This window comes from Lysinibacillus sp. NPDC097287, from assembly GCF_044761695.1.
Lineage (GTDB): Bacteria > Bacillota > Bacilli > Bacillales_A > Planococcaceae > Lysinibacillus.
The window spans coordinates 263,644-280,392 of the sequence record NZ_JBIWCX010000002.1; the positions used below are offsets into that span (position 1 = coordinate 263,644).

Sequence of the window (16,749 nt, forward strand, 5' to 3'; positions counted from 1 at the left end):
TTTTAGTAGAATGCAATAAGGTACTTCTTGATTGGTAACAGAGTGCAAGTACATGTTTTGGTGTAGAGACAATAAAAGTATTGGAAATAGTATTTGTACGCATTCCTAGTAACTATTTTACTGAATTTCATTAAAAAATGAAGGGGATAAAATTGGTTACGAAGGTTTGGAACCTGTAATAAGTGAGTGAGGACGATAATTCAGCGAAGGTTGTGGAGGATTCGATTAAGAAGATTGTGGGAAATAAACAATCTACACAAATGATAAAGGCGAAAAGTCTAGGAAGGGAGACCTCTAAGGTAAGAATGGCTTTAATGGAGGGCCCCCTTTCTAGAACTGTTCATATGGCATCAAAGCGGGCGACATTCGCTTTTTTTGCTAGTTACTTGGAGCTGTATATGATTCATCCATAATAAGGATTGGTTTAATGACAGAACCATTTGCTGAATCTTGAGCAGCTCGATTGATGTCATCGAACTTATAAAATTTGACTAGCTGATCGAATGGGAAGCGTCCTTCTTTATGGAATTTCACTAATTGCGGTATGGAGAGTTGTGGAACGCCATCGCCCATCACTACACCAATCATGCTTTTGCTACCCATCATTAACTCTGATGTGATATTGAATTCAGTAGTATTTCTTGATACAGCTACTGGCGCAATGACGCCGCCTTTTGCTAAAACGGCTAAAGCAGTTTTAATGATAGGAGCTATTCCTGTAGTATCGACTGAGTAATTGGCGCCTTTGCCATCTGTAATTTCAGCTATTTTTTCAGCGGGATTTTCCGATTGACTGTTGATTGTATGTGTTGCACCAAGTTTTTTAGCGAGTTCTAGTCGATTGACATGAATATCTACAGCAATGATTGTTGAACAACCTTCGATTTTAGCGGCCATTATAGCAGCTAAACCTACTGCTCCTGTACCAAAAATCGCAATAGAAGAGCCGACTTCAGGTTTTAAGCCATTAATCACTGTACCGCTACCTGTTAAGAAGCCGCAACCTAATGGACCAATAAGACGCAGGTCAACATCTGGATCAACTTTTGTTAAGTTACTTTCATGTACTAATGTGTGTGTCGTAAAGGAAGAATGGCCATAAAGATTCCCTACGGGCGTATTGTCTTCTTTTTGGAATGTATAGCTACCATCATCTCGTACACCAAGGAAATTCAACTTCATCCAATCATCACAGATAGATGGATGCCCCGTTTGGCAGCTTGGGCAATTCCCACAATATGCATAAGACATAACAACTTGATCTCCTACTTTAAACGCTTTTACGGCATTTCCAACTTTTTCAACGATGCCAGTACCTTCATGACCGAGTACTACAGGAAAAGCAACGGATGTACCGCCTTTTCTAATTGTCTCATCAGACATACACATACCTGATGCGACCATTTTTACGAATACCTCATCAGGCTGCATTTCCGCTAGTTTTAAATTGCTTAGTTGGTATTCATCTCCTGGGGCATTTACTACAGCTGCTTTTACGATCATCAAATTTCCTCCTCGTAATTAATAGTAATCTTAGCTTGTGAACATACTGCTGAAAACGATGGAAATCGGTTTATTCATTGTGAACATAGATCGTCTGTCTTTACACTATTTTGTGGATCAAGGTAAACTAAAAGTAGTTTGTGTATCAATAGTTTGTGTATCAATAGTTAGTGTGACAACTATTAGATGGGGGATTATAAACACTTTGTTTTCCATCTATTCAATAAGTATGAGATAATTATATTCTAGCTATTATTATCTGTCTAGTGTGTTAATTCAAATAATTCAAAAAACTGATGTGGGTGATCATTTGAAACCAACCGAAAAATACATTAGCTATCTCATCAATCATTCGAGTACAGTTCTTCAAAGTGCTGTCAAAAAACAATTTGCTCCGTATAATTTGGCTCCTGAACAGAGTCTCGTTTTAGCTATTTTAAGACGAGAGAATGGGCTTACTCAATATGAAATAGGAGAAAAGTTGAAAAAAGATAAGGCCAATATAGCAAGGATGGCTGATAATTTGGAGAAAAAGGGGTTTATAGAGCGTATTCGTGATCCGAATAATCGTCGAGCTTTAAAATTGTATTTAACTGCACAAGGGGAAAAAACATTCGACGAAGCACTGACGGTTTTTAAAAAATTCGATGATGAAATTAGTAGTAGGGTAACAGCGGAGGAATTAAGTGAATTTAAACGTATTCTCTACAAACTAACGAGTGAAAAATAAGTGCTTTTCTAATGAAGATCATTCATCAATATATCTATTTGATGAATGATCTTCTTACTTTATTGTTTATCAATTGTTTGTGCAAAAACAAATTGGTTCTTACGCTCTTTTGGTGAAACGAAATATGTAGATGTATATAGGTTGTAGTAAGTAATTTACGGATGAAATAGTGAAGGCGTCTTATAAAGAAAGACATATCAAAGAATTAATGATAGAAATCTTTATTTCAATTGAATAATCAGTCGTCCTGATGTTTTTTTGGAAATTTAATATACTTAGTGAGTAATATACAACAAAACAGAAGATTATTGTATAAGATTGATATAGTAGTGTTCTTTATTTCACGGTAATGTGGAGTTAGACTTGAAAAATGAGTTAGAGAATGCAATTTTAAATAACTTTTGGGGATTGCTGTCAATAAAGGATGTGATGTTGATTTGGTCATCCAAAAGGTGCTACAGGTGCGATACTAATGACAAAATTACATGATGAAATGGCTCGTAGAGGTTCAAAGTATGTACTTGTTACTTTTTCCGTTGGCGGAGGTTAAGGAATTGCAACAATCGTGGAGAACCTACAGTATTAATGAAAAAATCCAAAATATAATAGGTTTGTTACTAGGTGCTAAACAGAAGTATTAGGGGCTGAGACTACTACAGAAGAATAGTTAATGTGTGAGAAAAGTAAACTGAAAAGCGTATAGACCGGAAAATATTACTGGAGGCTCCCAACTGGTTTAGCTGCATCGATTGTAACGGATGCTAGGGAGCTATACGTATACCGCATGTTCCGTATTTCGCTTTGAAATTTATGGTTTGATTGAAGGTGAAGGGTTATCGGTCATTGCGAACACGGATACGCTTTATAACTTACAAAGGGGTTGATTAAATGACGAACAGTTTTTTGGAAAAGTTAAAAACCGATTTCAAACCGAGCCCTTTTTCGGAATTTATAGGTTTGCAAATGAAAGAATTACAAGAAGGCCATGTCGAATTATATTTACCGTTTAATCCTTCTTTTAACAATGGTCATAACTCCGTACACGGCGGTGTCTATGCTACCGTTTTAGACACGGTGATGGGATTGGTGGGGAAAACATTAGGTTTTAGTGAAGTCATGACGATACAACTGAATATTCAATTTTTAAAACCTGTTATAGAATGTGCGATTTATTCTGAAGCAACTGTTGTTCATCAGAGGAGAAACACCGTGTTGGTTGAGGGGAAGTTATTTGATGAAGAGAAGAATTTAATTGCTCATAGTACAGGAACATTTAAGGTCTCGAAAGGTGCATGATGCAAACTGAGATTACGAAAATGTTATACAAAAAATATCAAATCATCTAAAACTATTATAACAATATCCGAATCAAACGAAATTAAACAGTCAGTCCCCGGTAAAATACCGTGAACTGGCTGTACAATAAGGTGTTTTCTTACCAATTCATTATAGACAGTCAGTGCCATAACGTTTTGTCTCACTTTTTTATACTTTAAGCTGTAATAGCAACAGTTTCTCCTAAGCAAGCTAAAATTTCTTCAGCTACCTGATGTGCTAGTGTAAGTTCAGACGTAAAACCTACGCATGAACAATTCATTTCCCCTAAAATATAGCAATCCTTACCAGCTTCATCTGTATCTAGCATGAAATCAGCTGTCCAAATTAGTGGTAAGGCATAATTTCCTAGTAAACTTGTCACTTGTGGTAACTGTGTTAAGAAATTTTGTACAAGTTCTTCCCATTCTTCTGGAGAATCATAGCGATATTGTGCACCTGAGAATAGTGTAGCACTGAAGGCATCCTCAGAATCAGCTGGTTTTTTATGTACAACATGAACCGGTTTATCTCGAAGCATAAATAAACGGATTTCTCCTTCTATAATACGTGGTAGGAAACGCATATCGATTAACATACCGTTTTCTCCTGTGATGTACTGTTCACAAAATGACATGAATTCGCCAAGTTTCCAGTATTCAACGTGGTTGTCCTTTGCTTCTGTACATTTAATCTGAGCATCAAGTGTCACTTCTGTAATACCTTCAGCAAGAGGATCTACTAATTTCACGCGCCAAATACCTTCACCTGTTGAACCTCGATTTTGCTTTAAGACACGCTCAGTAATGGCAAGTGCTTTAGGAAATTGATCTTTAAATGCTTCAATTGTGTAATAGGCAAATGTATCATCTGGTACGAGGTTCGTCGACACTAGTTTCGACAAAACGTCTTTAGAACCATAGCCGATCATCGCATCAGGATGTGGCATGCCAATCACGCCTGTTGCACATAAGTCACGTAGCATATCGAAATACTCAGCTTCATGCTGAAGATTCCCAGGATTAATGCGTGAAACATAAGCAATCCCATTTTCCTTTACATAATTGAATATTTTATCTTTTTTTGTCACATCAAAGAAAATTACTTCAGCATCTTGACCACGTTCTTTTAAGGCATCCACCATTGGCATTGTATCTTTACGATAACCATCTGTCCCTTTATCACTGCCTCCTTGTACTTCAAAAAATATCACTTTTTTCTCCAATCAAACTCCCCCTTAGTGGTAAATAATATTTACAGTATAAGGTCCATGTAGAGAAAACGCTACATGAAATATATTAATTTTGTGTATAATTTCATAGTTTTGAAAAATACAAATAGGTATTAACGACCGCTAGTTATTAGAATTATCTGATTGGAAAGTTCTCTATAAGGACTTGTATCACTTTTTTACATGATTTAGGTCTTTTTTTGAAAGGTAGTAAGATATATGATCATACATAAAATCAAAAGTGTACCAATAAATTGGAAAAATTCAAAATCAATATGTAACCACAAGACACTAGTCACAACTGCTGCGAGTGGTTCTAAGCTACCAAGTAAACTTGTTTCTTTTGGCGATAAATATTGTAAACTTTCAATGTAAAACCAAAAGGCCAACATTGTGCCAAAAATCACGATAAAGATGAAGTAGCCAGTGGTTTCAAATGTCCAACTCGATGCATTAATTTGCCACGGTTGATGGAAAATGCTCATGATACAGCCTCCAATGAGCATAGCCCAACCTACGACGAGAAGTGAGTGGAACTGCTGAAGGAGAGGCACAGCATATAATGTGTAAAATGCTGCGGAAAGCCCCGATAAGATACCCCAGATAATTGCCATAGTAGGAACAGAAAATGTAGAAATTGAGCCATTAGTCAGCAGTAAAAATGTTCCGATAAGTGTTAACGTAACAGCTATCCCATCGTGTTTTGTTAGCTTACTGTGCCGAGTGAGTGCATAGTAAGCCATTATGAAAAGTGGTGATAAATATTGTAGCATCGTTGCTACGGCCGAGTTACCTAGTGAAATAGAAGCCATGTAAGTATACTGCACGGCGAGCATGCCGACTAAGCTAAACAATAGTTGTCTGAATGCATTCTTTTTTGTTCGCCAAATGGCAAAAATCGAGTCTTTCCGATGGGTTATTTTGTAGATGGCGATGAGCAGAATGCCAGCCACTAACAATCTACTAGAAACGAGCCAGCCCACCTCGATATTTTCGTCCTGAAATAGACGTTGAGCTACCGTACCACCAATACCCCAAAAACTTGCCCCTAAAATAACAAGGACATATCCAATGGTTTTATTTTTTTGCGCTAGTTGATTCATGCTGCAACATCTCCTAAACTATCAATATAAACTGATTATAGTAATTTTTAACAGGAAGAAATATCGAATTTAGCTTAAAAAGTATCAATATATTGAGGTGATGAGATTGGCATTAACCTATATAAAATTAGCAAAGGACCTGCAGGAATTAACATCACATGGTTCAAAGTCATTCCCAGTGGCACTTTATGAAACAGTATTACGGTTAGATAGAACAGATTTTTTACCGTTACATTGGCATAAGGAAATTCAGTTTGTCTACGTTAAAAGCGGTCGTATTTTATACCGAGTAGGGCATGAGTCTATTGTGTTGGAAGTGGGGGAAGGGTTATTTGTGAATGCGGGTCGTTTACATGAAGCTAAGCCTTTTGAGGTAGAGAAAGCAATATTTTATTGTATAAATGTTGATCCAACTGTGATTGCTGGACATGAAGAAAGTATTTTTGCTACTCAATACGTATTACCGTACGTAATTGAGGGGAGACGATCTTTTGTGAAATTGACTGGTGATGTAGCGTGTGAAGTAGAGGGTGTAGCAAAATTATTGAAGGAACGAATGCGGTTTTTTGAGCTGAAGGTATGGCGTGGACTATTACAAATATGGGAGTCCTTGTTGGAGCAATCTACATTGATGGAAGAACAATTAACAATTTCAAACGTTGTGCAACATGAGAGAGTGAAGCAGATGATTGATTATTTACATACACACTATATGGAAAAAGTGTTGTTAGATGAACTGGCAGCGCATGTGTTTTTAAGTCGGGCAGAGTGTAGTCGGTTTTTTAAGAAAATGGTTGGTATGACTCCGTTCGAGTATTTACTCCATTTTCGACTTCAGAAAAGCATGGAGTTGCTACGGAATAAGGAACTCTCAATCACGGAAATCGCTGCTGACACGGGTTTTAGTACAGTGAGTTACTATATTGAAAAGTTTAAGGAATACACAGGGTACTCACCACAGGCATATCGGAAAGAGTTTTTATAAGTATTCAATAAAAGTAAAACGGATGTAAATGGCATCCATTTTTTGGTTCTTCACCAAAATATAAGGTAAAAATTAAATAAAGTGTTTGTTGATTGGAGTGGAGCCAGCGTGTCTCCTTGGGGATCAGCGTCACAGATAAGACCCTGTAGCGAGTGAAGCGGCTTATCGGACGCCCCCAGGAAGCTCTTGCTCTGCGCGAAAGCGAAGCGTCAGCGGCAAAGCACGCTGGCGTAACGGAAATCAACCCCTAGTTATGGTGATGAACCGTTTTTTTATATCAATTGACAAATCAAGGAAATATGATAAAGTATAATTAATAGTAAAGTTACCTTGACTATTAATTACACTTTAAGGATTTGAGAATTAATGGAACAACACGACGAGAAAATATATCAAATTGTACAGGATATTAATGAAGCAATTTATTCGATGGATAGCCATTTTGTAAAAGTATATCAACATTTAGTGACGGATGATTTATCTGCGAAGCAAATGATTCTTCTTGATTTTATCAATAAAAATTCAAATGTGACGATTGGTCAGATTGCACAGTACCTGAATATCACTTCAAGTGCTGTTGGTCAGCTTGTTAGTAAGCTTGAGGAGCAGAACTACCTTTCAAGACGAATAAACCCAGAAAATCGCCGTGAAATTTTTGTGCAATTAGATGTAGCGGGGGTCAAGTATTTCGAAAAAGAGGAAGAAATAAGACGTTTTATCGTTTCGAAATATTATTCAAAGTTGGAAATGGGTGAATTAGAGCAATTGAAATTTATAGTTGAGAAGTTAAGTGGAATTGTGTTGAAAGAGAGTGCATTAGATGAAGAGTAAGAAACAATAGGGGTAGTGAGGAGAGATGGGAATGGTTACATTAAAGAAAAAGCAAAACGTATGGTTAGCTTTTTTACTATTAGTATTAGCAGGTAATTACATGCTTTACAATACTAGCTTAGGATTATCCATTTTAAAAGGTGAATCACAAGGTGTTGTGGTAGGGTCATTGATTGATTTTGTCGTCGTAATGCCCGTATTATTTATGCTGTATAAAAAGAAATTTTCTGTAAAGCAAGCAATTGTATTAGCTGCTGCTGGCTGTATTGCTGCGCGTTTTATTATCCCAATCGAGTATTTAGAACCTTTTGTTGCTGTGACGTGGGGTGGTTTTGCAGTCGAAGGCGCACTTGTCCTATTTGAAGTATTACTCGTAGTGACACTTGTACGTTACATGCCAAAGATTTTAGCAGATGTACGGGCGAGTGCATTGCCTGACTTGTTTTCATTTGCAAAATCTGTTGAACAACACGCACCAAAGCATCCAATCATTCAAATAATCTGTGCAGAATTTCACATGTTTTATTATGCATTCGCGAGTTGGAAGAGAAAAGCAAAACCTGGTCTTACCTTGCATAAAAATTCTAGTTATATCGCATTTCAGATTATGATTATTCATGCAATTGTTATTGAGACAATAGGTATCCACTGGTGGCTTCATGAAAAATCAATGGTGCTTTCAATTATTTTACTGATATTCAATGTATATTCTGTAGTGTTCTTTGTGGCAGACATGCAGGCAATTCGTTTAAATCCGGTTCATGTATCTAATGATAAGTTTTATTTATCACTTGGTTTAATGAAGAGAGTGGAAATTCGATTTGCGGATATTGAGGAAGTAATCGAAGACAAAGAGCTATTAGAGGCTAAATTATCAAAGGACACGATTGATTTTGTGGCACGTGATTTTGGTGAGGCGCATCCACAGTTTATATTGAATATGAAGGAACCTATTGATGTTACTTTTATGATGGGTATTAAAAAACAATATAAAAAAATAGCGATAAAAGCCGATCAAGTGCATGAATTTAGAGATATGCTTGTCCGAGGAATGGTGAATAATAAATGATAAAAAGGTGATGTCAGCTTAGATGAGGGCATCTGCCTTTTTTGTGTATGATTTAAACGAACATTCGTAGTAAGTGGTGAAGTCCTAATATCAATAGTTTTTCAGTTTCCTTAATTACTATTCACGAATTATAAAGATGTACCCTTTGTAAAAAGATAAACATATTACCCTCAAGGGGGGAATATAATTGAATTAAGATGCATAGAAAGAAAACTACATTTTTTTAGGAGGAAAGGATTTTTATGTTTCAAACCTTAGACCATTTCTTGAAATCTTGGGAGTACGAAGCCGGTGCTACACAGAAACTACTAAATAATCTAACTGATGAATCTCTTAAACAGGAAATAACTTCACAAAATTGGACCTTAGGACGTATTGCTTGGCATACCGTTACTGCTATTCATATTATTACTTCAAATACAAATCTAACGTTCGAAGCCCCATCTAAAGATTTTCCCGTTCCTACTTCGGCTCAATTTATTGCAGACAGCTATCAGCAAGCTAGCAATGCATTTGTACAGGCATTAAAAACCCAATGGACTGACTTTACAATGAAAGAATGTATTGAATTTATAGGTCAACAAATGCCAAATGGTTCACTATTATTGTTTTTGATTCAACATCAAACACACCATCGAGGACAAATGACTGTTCTTATGCGACAGGCAGGATTAACTGTTCCAGGTATTTATGGTCCGTCAAAAGAGGAATGGGCACAGTTTGGTATGGAAGCCCCGCAAATGTAATTCAGCACAACACACTCAAATGATTAATCTTTTTTAAAATTCGTCTGTATCCAAATAATTGTTGATGTAAGCTACTGAGTGATAAGTAGTTGAACCATCAGAAGTCAGCAGAGGTCATAGTACCATTCACATTTAGATTGAATGGGAAGGTCTAAACCATGAAGGAATGCGGAATAAACTTGAATTTCACTTACTCGTTGAAGCAGACAATCCGAATAAGGATTTACTTAGTGGAAGAAATGGTGAATCCCCCAAAAGAACGAATTAATAATGTTATTTAAAATATCTGGATTAAAAAGACACCAACTATCATAACAATTAAACCAAACATTTGTATTGGTTTAATTTGTTTTTTAAAAGAGTTAAACAAACCGAATTTCTCTACCATCAGGCTACCTGTGATTTGACCAAATAAAGCAAGGACTACAGTTTGTCCATTTCCGATTTGATCAACGAGATATACATTTGTTAGAACATAAGCCCCACCTAATATACCTCCAATCCATATCCACCAAGGAGCCGACTGCTTAATAGGTTCTTTAATTTTTGCGTAAGAACGATCCATTACCCCAACAACTATAATTAACGTGATAGTACCTACAAAAAATGATACAAAGGCTGAGTGGGAAGAAGAATTCAGAACTTTCCCTAACTGACCATTGATAGCAATTTGTATAGCCAGTAACATTCCTGCTATTATGCCTACTAAACGCCAAATCCATTGATTTAACATGTTTTTCTTAGCAGCTTCGGAAGGATATTGGTTAGTTTTCATACTCGGTATAGCCACAGCAAAAAAAACGCCTATTATGACTAGTAATACCCCAATGAATCGGTTCAAGCCGAAAGAATATGGTATGGAGTTAAACCAACCGAAATTATCTATTAACATACTCATCAAAGTCATTCCCAAGATTGGTATAATAGATGTTTGTACACTTCCTAATTTAGGAAACAGAAGTATGTTGGTGGTTAAAGCAATTGCACCACAAATCCCCCCAAGCCAAATATAAATAGGTTGGCTCGAGAATAACTCTAATGGAATACCTAATGGTAAACCACTAACTAATATTGTGATCGCTAAGAAGATTACACCCACAGCGAATGATAGCATTGAAGCTAGAAAAGGAGAAATTACGAATTTTCGTAATTGAGCATTAATAGCTGTTTGCATAGCAAAAACGGCTCCAAAGCTTATAGCTAGCAGTATTGAAAACATAGGAATTCATCTCAAATCTTGTTGAATAAAATTTTGGCACGAAAGTTCATATTGGATCATTTTTCAAAACTGTATGCTTTCTCTACTTTAAGGAGGTTCAGCAGTTTTTATTTTTTTGATCCTTTATCCATTGTAGCCAATAAGAAAACTCACATGCTAAATGCATTTGATGCGCTTTAACAAGGCTAGTAGGACAAAGTGCTGGAAATTCAACACTAGTTCTTACTTCAACGCCTTTGTCAGTATTTTTGAATTGGTGTCGAACTCCACCAATAACAGTACCGTCTTTCATACGTGCAACACCTACTGATTGATACTGATAAGAGCTGTCTCTAGGTGTTTTTAATCCTGTTTCGTCATCAAAGACAATAAAAAATTGAACAGGAAACGGTGAATTACCAGTAGTTTCAATGACCTCCAGTTCGTTCTCTCCTAAAGGTCTTAGTACATAATGATCAGGGCAAGCTGATAAATTCACTTGATCATTTTCGTGCGATTGCTTTAGCATAAAACTATCAATTCCCTTTATAGCTTCTTCTGCCGTAATGCCTTCTAAATAGAGATCTGTTTTGGAAAATTTTCGTCTATCCCCAGATAAAGCAGCACAAACACTCATAATCATTCCACTCAATCTAAGTTTAGATTTCAATTTATCGTGCATTTCCTTGTAGGAGTATATCATCTTTAGTTCAGTTAATTTTTTTATCATTGTGTCTGTATCATTTAATTCAGGCTCTCTATGTCCTAATGTACTTAAAACTTTTTTAATACGCTCTCTTTTCCATTTTGTAAGTTCTTCCTTTGAAATATCGTTTCCGTCAATATAAATTTTCATATTAATCCTCCTTTAATCTTAATCAGCTGTGTCCCAACAATCGTTTTGGAATCTTATTGTTAGTCAATTTATTGAATATAGCCAAGATATCTATTTAAAGCATACCTAAAAATAAGACCTTCACAGCGTTATTTTAGATGTCTTCTTTTTTGATCGTATTTTAGTGTGGTTAAAACCAAATTATCCAACTCTTGCTTAGTATCATGATTCAACTCTATCTTCTCCGAATGGGCTATGCTGCTAATACCGTATAAAATAAATCCCGAGGCTAAAATTGAGTTATCGGTTTGGAAAATCCCCGTACTTACCCCTTCTTCAATTACTTTTTGTAATAGTGGTTGCATTTGTACGAATAATTTCTGCTCAAGCTGAAAATGTTGTTCTGTCTGAAATGAGCTCACATTTTTATATGGTGCTAGTTTTTCAGCAAATGTCCAAAATATCTCTAGAGAATCATTCATCTTTTGCATAACGGACATTTCATTTGAAGTAAGTATTTGTTGGATTTCCTCCATATTTTTCAAAATGAAATTATTCAAAGTCTCATCAACAAACTCTTCTTTAGATTTAAAGTAATAATAAAATAATCCTGTTGCTACGCCCGCATGATTAACGACATCCTTTATGCCAAATCCCCCCATGCCATTTTTCATATAAAGTTCAAAGCCAATATCCATTAACTCTTGGCGCCTTATATCAGGTTCTTTTGATATTCTCTTCATAATCCATCTCCTTAATGTATTATTCATCTTGACTGAATCATGTTCAATCATAAATGACTGAACATAATTCAGTCAAGTGAACCACTTATTTTGAAAAAGCGTGAATAAAAAGGGGAGAGATAATCTTGTGGAGAGTAAGCTTTTATAAAATGTTGATAGAAGCTTACTTAAAATAAACGAAAGGGAATACAACGGTGTAACTTTTTGTAAACAGTTAAACTTTGTTACTTTAGCTTAGTATCTCAACAGTTTCTTAATCCACCTTTCAGTTCAAATCTTCTTTTCACTATAAAAATACCCCTTTAGAAAAAAATCCAAAGGGGCTAAATATAGAATTTTTTTTATAAACATCGAATTTATTTTAAAATCACCGTAACTTTATACGAAAGAGAAAAGATGGTAAAGGAAACTTGAATGATTTCCAAGTGTTTAATATAGACCGTCACAAAGAAGGTAAAATGAAAATTTGGATAATTTGTATCGATGGTACTCGTATAGTCCCCAATCGTGCGCGTAATCTTCATTATTATTCGGCATATTCTAGGGAAGAAATTGAAAGGTGCATATTAAATCTAATTGAACAAGAAGTACAAAATACCAAACGGGATAACACAGCTAAATAATAAATATAAAAAGTTTTTAATAGGAAGATGATATTATGGATAGAGTATATATTTTGGAATGTGATTTCGACCCTAGACACTCATTTTTCCATTCATAGGTCTGCCATCCCCATCCAACATATGAGATGTATATGACTAATTGCTAACATTTTGCTAACGCAATCAAATGAAAAACGGTAAATTCTCGTTAAAGATGTTACACCTTGGATTATCAAAAACATTGATTTACCGCACTTTTGGAACACATGGTTAAAGATATTACTCACTTTCACCTTACGGGCGGCATGATGTAATAAGCCGCTTGAACCCCTGATATGACTGGGTTTTATGTAAGGTGAAAGTGTGATGTTAACACTTTGTTAACATAGAGGATTTTAATCGAGGCTTCTCCTGAGTTGAGCAAACTTGTGGGAAGCTTCTTTTTGCATTTCTTGGGTAACTTGTAGATAGACATTTTATGTGATTTGATCATCGGAATGTCTGAGTCTGTCCATAATTTGTTCGAGTGAAACACCAGCTTCGGCAAGCAGTGAAGTATGTGTATGCCTTAATGATGGATATAGTTATTGATAAAAGAGAAGATAAGGCATCTGCGCGTTTTTTATATACGATAGAAATTAACTGTTTTTCCTCCTTTGAGTCACTTAAATGCTAAAAACTGCTATCTCTAAGTTATTTACAATTTGAAAGGTTTGACTATATAATATGAATAAAAATATATCGAAATAGTTATTTATTCGTAGAGTAGGGGAGTAATTTATGGAATTAATAGGGATTTTAATTATCATAATAGGCTTTGCCTTAAAGCTAGATACTATAGCAGTAGTAGTTGTAGCCGGTATCTCTACTGGATTAGTAGCAAAGATGAATCCTGTTGAAATATTGGATACACTGGGGGCAGCCTTTGTATCAAATCGTGTAACATGTTTATTTTTAATCACACTTCCTGTTATCGGTTTGTCTGAAAGATATGGATTGAAGGCTAAAGCGGTTATGCTCATTAAGAAAGCGACTAACTTATCAGTTGGTAAACTATTGAGCGGCTATACTTTTATACGAAAAGTAACGATTGGTATGGGGGTAACGCTAGGCGGACATCCGCAATTCGTTCGACCTCTTGTTAGCCCAATGGCTGAAGGCGCAGCAATTGTTCAATATGGAGAAAAAGTAGAAGAAAAAGATATGGAAAAAATCAGAGCGTACGCTGCTGCTTCTGATAATATTGGTAACTTCTTTGCACAAAATGTATTCATGGCAAATTCAGGTGTACTTTTAATTGCTTCTACATTAGAAGGACTTGGTATGCCGGTTGATACACTGCAAATTGTCAAAGTGGCAATTCCAGTAGCAGTCATTTCATTGGTGCTGTGGGTCATTCAAAATATATTATTTGATAGAAAGCTTAAGCAAAAATATGCTACTAAAGAAAAAGAACAAATTAGAGGTGATCAATAATGGACATGACACAACTCTCTAATTTTTTATTAGAAATATTTTATATCATCATCGGTCTATTCATGGGGATTACAATGGTATACACAATCAAAGATAAGAACCATAAAACAAGAATCGGTACAGCTTTATTCTGGGGGATTCTTGCTGTTATTTTTATTCTAGGAAATTATATTCCAAGTACAATTGTTGGTGCGTTAGTCGTTGTGATTGCAGTTTTATCAGCGACAAAGCAAATCAATGTTGGAACGTTAAAGCAATTAAATGAGACATTTGCCAATATTAAAGCAGAAAAATTAGGATTGAAAATATTCGTCCCATCTCTTTCTATCGCAATCATCGCGATGCTTGTAGCAACTTTCACGGACTTCCCGGGAACGGTTGCTATCGGTATTTCAGCACTGTGTGCTCTAGCGCTGACGTTCATCATCACTAAAGCAACCCCGAAAGAGCTAATGGCGGATTCAAACAGATCATTCCAATCAATTGGGGCATTTGCTATTCTTCCACAATTATTAGCTTCTTTAGGTGTGTTATTTACAACTGCGGGAGTAGGCGACAAAATTGCTGCTATTATTTCCAACGTAATCCCGACAGGTAACGCATTGATTGGGGTAATCACTTATTGTGTCGGTATGGCATTATTTACAATTATCATGGGTAATGCATTTGCGGCATTCGCTGTAATCACGGTTGGTATTGGTGTACCGTTCGTATTCAACATTGGCGGAGATCCTTTGATCTGTGGAACGCTTGCTCTAATAGCCGGATACTGCGGAACATTATTAACACCAATGGCGGCAAACTTTAATATGCTTCCGGCGGTATTGCTTGAAATGAAAGATAAAAACGCAGTCATTAAAGCACAAGCTCCTATAGCGTTAACATTGTTAGTTGTTCATATCATCTTGATGTATGTTTTAGGGTTTTAGAATGCTAGTTGATTGGAGTGGAGGCTGGGCGACTCCTGGGGGATTAGCGGCTCATCGGACGCCCCCCGGAAAGCGCCCAGCCGGAACGGAAATCAACTTTTCGTTATGGCGATGAATCTTAATAAGATTATTTGAATATTTCTAGGTGTTTTTATTCGTATAGAGGATATAAGAAAATTTTTTCAATAGGAGAACGAGCTATGAAAGTACTATTAACAGGATTTGATGCATTTGGCGGAGAGCCGGTCAATCCGGCAGAAGAAGCAGTTAAAATGGTTAGCGATCAGATAAACGGAGCTGAAGTGATTAAAATTATTATTCCTACAGTTCAAACAAAATCCGTTCAAGCTATTGAGGATGCAATTGAAAAGCATAATCCGGATATTGTCATCTCGGTAGGTCAAGCAGGAGGAAGATTTGATATTACTCCTGAAAGAGTTGCTATTAATCTTGATGATTACAGAATCAAGGACAATGAAGGCAATCAGCCATTAGATACAGTGATACAAGCAGATGGGCAGCCTGCCTATTTCTCGAATCTGCCAGTAAAAGCGATGGTTAAGCATATGAATGACCATAACATACCAGCGACAGTATCTTATACAGCTGGAACATTTGTATGCAATCATGTTATGTACGGCATTCTATACATGATTGATAAAAAATACCCTCATATCAAAGGCGGATTTATCCACATTCCTTATATGACTTCGCAGGTTATGGATAAGAAAAACATGCCGTTCATGTCGTTGAATGATATTGTAAAAGGCTTGGAGCTTGCGATTGAAGCCTGCACTCTCAATGACAAGGATATTAAAGCAGTAGGAGGAGAGATCTGCTGATGAAAAGGATCAATCTCTTTGTTTATGGAAGTTTAAGAGAAGGTTTCTTTAATTATAATAAGTATTTGGATGGAAAGGTCATCGAGAAAAAGGATGCCAAACTTGAAAATATGAAATTATATCATCTACCATACAAAGGATACCCGGCCCTAGCCTTCGGTGAAGATACTGTATTTGGGGAAATCCTGGTGCTAAGTGAAGAGCATTATGAAGATACAATGAATGCGATAGACAAAATGGAAGGATTCGTCGGAGAAAAAAATCCTGAAAATGAATACCATAAAGTAATTTTTGAGGTTGAAAATCTTCAGACGAACCAAAAAGAAAAATGCTTTGTATATTTTTATAACAAAGATAAAGATCAGCTTTTTGACAACAGCGCAATTTATCTTCCGCACGGTAATTGGAAAGAGCATATGCTAAGTGTTAGTGTGCAATAGGCAAGCTAACATTTTGCTAACATAGAGGATTTTAATCGAGGCTTCTCATGAGTTGTGCAAACTTGTGGGAAGCTTCTTTGTCATTCTAACAACAAATTCAGGGGTATTCTTAACAAACATAAAAAGCGTAAAATGTGTATCACATATTACTTTGAAATTGTTTCATTAATGT

General features: G+C 36.1%; 16 protein-coding genes and 1 pseudogene. 10 read left to right on the forward strand and 7 right to left on the reverse strand.

Going from position 1 to position 16,749, the window contains the following annotated elements:
• Positions 1–378: 378 nt before the first annotated feature.
• The gene (locus ACIQ2D_RS04345) at positions 379–1,503 is read right to left on the reverse strand and encodes an NAD(P)-dependent alcohol dehydrogenase (RefSeq protein ID WP_402859940.1); all 1,125 of its coding nucleotides are present in this window, start codon (positions 1,501–1,503) and stop codon (positions 379–381) included.
• A 310-nt stretch (positions 1,504–1,813) separates the two neighbouring features.
• On the opposite strand from ACIQ2D_RS04345, the gene ACIQ2D_RS04350 reads away from it, so the two are divergent.
• Entirely contained in the window at positions 1,814–2,233 is a 420-nt protein-coding gene (locus tag ACIQ2D_RS04350) for a MarR family winged helix-turn-helix transcriptional regulator (RefSeq protein ID WP_402859943.1), read from the forward strand.
• Positions 2,234–3,121: 888 nt separating this feature from the next.
• On the forward strand, positions 3,122–3,529 hold the full coding sequence (locus tag ACIQ2D_RS04355) for a PaaI family thioesterase (protein WP_402859946.1): 408 nt from the start codon (positions 3,122–3,124) through the stop codon (positions 3,527–3,529).
• Between the two features lie 196 nt (positions 3,530–3,725).
• On the opposite strand, the gene ACIQ2D_RS04360 is transcribed toward ACIQ2D_RS04355, so the two are convergent.
• Together ACIQ2D_RS04360 and ACIQ2D_RS04365 are read right to left on the reverse strand one after the other, a co-directional pair.
• Entirely contained in the window at positions 3,726–4,772 is a 1,047-nt protein-coding gene (locus ACIQ2D_RS04360; protein ID WP_402859949.1) for a Cj0069 family protein, read from the reverse strand.
• A gap of 194 nt (positions 4,773–4,966) precedes the next feature.
• Positions 4,967–5,881 (reverse strand): DMT family transporter, encoded by a 915-nt coding sequence (locus ACIQ2D_RS04365; RefSeq protein WP_402859952.1) that lies wholly within the window; start codon positions 5,879–5,881, stop codon positions 4,967–4,969.
• A 100-nt stretch (positions 5,882–5,981) separates the two neighbouring features.
• Here ACIQ2D_RS04365 and ACIQ2D_RS04370 point away from each other — a divergent pair, with 100 nt between their 5' ends.
• From ACIQ2D_RS04370 to ACIQ2D_RS04385, 4 genes are all read left to right on the forward strand, one after another.
• Positions 5,982–6,866, forward strand: a complete 885-nt coding sequence (locus tag ACIQ2D_RS04370; RefSeq protein WP_402859955.1) for an AraC family transcriptional regulator — start codon at positions 5,982–5,984, stop codon at positions 6,864–6,866.
• Positions 6,867–7,232: 366 nt separating this feature from the next.
• Positions 7,233–7,697 carry a MarR family winged helix-turn-helix transcriptional regulator gene (locus ACIQ2D_RS04375; RefSeq protein ID WP_402859958.1) on the forward strand — a complete coding sequence of 155 codons (465 nt, stop codon included), beginning with the start codon at positions 7,233–7,235 and terminating at the stop codon, positions 7,695–7,697.
• A gap of 31 nt (positions 7,698–7,728) precedes the next feature.
• The gene (locus tag ACIQ2D_RS04380; protein WP_402859961.1) at positions 7,729–8,766 is read left to right on the forward strand and encodes a beta-carotene 15,15'-monooxygenase; all 1,038 of its coding nucleotides are present in this window, start codon (positions 7,729–7,731) and stop codon (positions 8,764–8,766) included.
• Between the two features lie 242 nt (positions 8,767–9,008).
• Positions 9,009–9,512, forward strand: a complete 504-nt coding sequence (locus ACIQ2D_RS04385; protein ID WP_402859964.1) for a DinB family protein — start codon at positions 9,009–9,011, stop codon at positions 9,510–9,512.
• A 277-nt stretch (positions 9,513–9,789) separates the two neighbouring features.
• Here the strand turns inward: ACIQ2D_RS04385 and ACIQ2D_RS04390 are convergent, their stop codons facing one another.
• The 4 genes and pseudogenes from ACIQ2D_RS04390 to ACIQ2D_RS22365 all read right to left on the reverse strand — a co-directional run.
• Entirely contained in the window at positions 9,790–10,731 is a 942-nt protein-coding gene (locus ACIQ2D_RS04390; RefSeq protein WP_402859967.1) for a DMT family transporter, read from the reverse strand.
• A 97-nt stretch (positions 10,732–10,828) separates the two neighbouring features.
• Positions 10,829–11,566 (reverse strand): hypothetical protein, encoded by a 738-nt coding sequence (locus ACIQ2D_RS04395; protein ID WP_402859970.1) that lies wholly within the window; start codon positions 11,564–11,566, stop codon positions 10,829–10,831.
• 128 nt (positions 11,567–11,694) lie between these two features.
• Positions 11,695–12,288, reverse strand: coding sequence for a TetR/AcrR family transcriptional regulator (locus ACIQ2D_RS04400; protein ID WP_402859973.1), 594 nt, complete (start codon positions 12,286–12,288; stop codon positions 11,695–11,697).
• 997 nt (positions 12,289–13,285) lie between these two features.
• Positions 13,286–13,465: pseudogene (locus ACIQ2D_RS22365) on the reverse strand (tyrosine-type recombinase/integrase); the annotation flags it as partial.
• Between the two features lie 205 nt (positions 13,466–13,670).
• Here ACIQ2D_RS22365 and ACIQ2D_RS04405 point away from each other — a divergent pair.
• From ACIQ2D_RS04405 to ACIQ2D_RS04420, 4 genes are all read left to right on the forward strand, one after another.
• A complete protein-coding gene (locus tag ACIQ2D_RS04405; RefSeq protein WP_402859976.1) occupies positions 13,671–14,366 on the forward strand; it encodes a DUF969 domain-containing protein in 696 nt (231 codons plus the stop codon).
• On the forward strand, positions 14,366–15,295 hold the full coding sequence (locus ACIQ2D_RS04410; protein ID WP_402859979.1) for a DUF979 domain-containing protein: 930 nt from the start codon (positions 14,366–14,368) through the stop codon (positions 15,293–15,295). Before ACIQ2D_RS04405 ends, ACIQ2D_RS04410 begins: the two co-directional genes overlap by 1 nt.
• 200 nt (positions 15,296–15,495) lie before the next feature.
• Positions 15,496–16,137 carry a pyroglutamyl-peptidase I gene (gene pcp / locus ACIQ2D_RS04415; protein WP_402859982.1) on the forward strand — a complete coding sequence of 214 codons (642 nt, stop codon included), beginning with the start codon at positions 15,496–15,498 and terminating at the stop codon, positions 16,135–16,137.
• On the forward strand, positions 16,137–16,577 hold the full coding sequence (locus ACIQ2D_RS04420; protein WP_402859985.1) for a gamma-glutamylcyclotransferase family protein: 441 nt from the start codon (positions 16,137–16,139) through the stop codon (positions 16,575–16,577). Before pcp ends, ACIQ2D_RS04420 begins: the two co-directional genes overlap by 1 nt.
• The last annotated feature ends 172 nt before the right edge of the window (positions 16,578–16,749 follow it).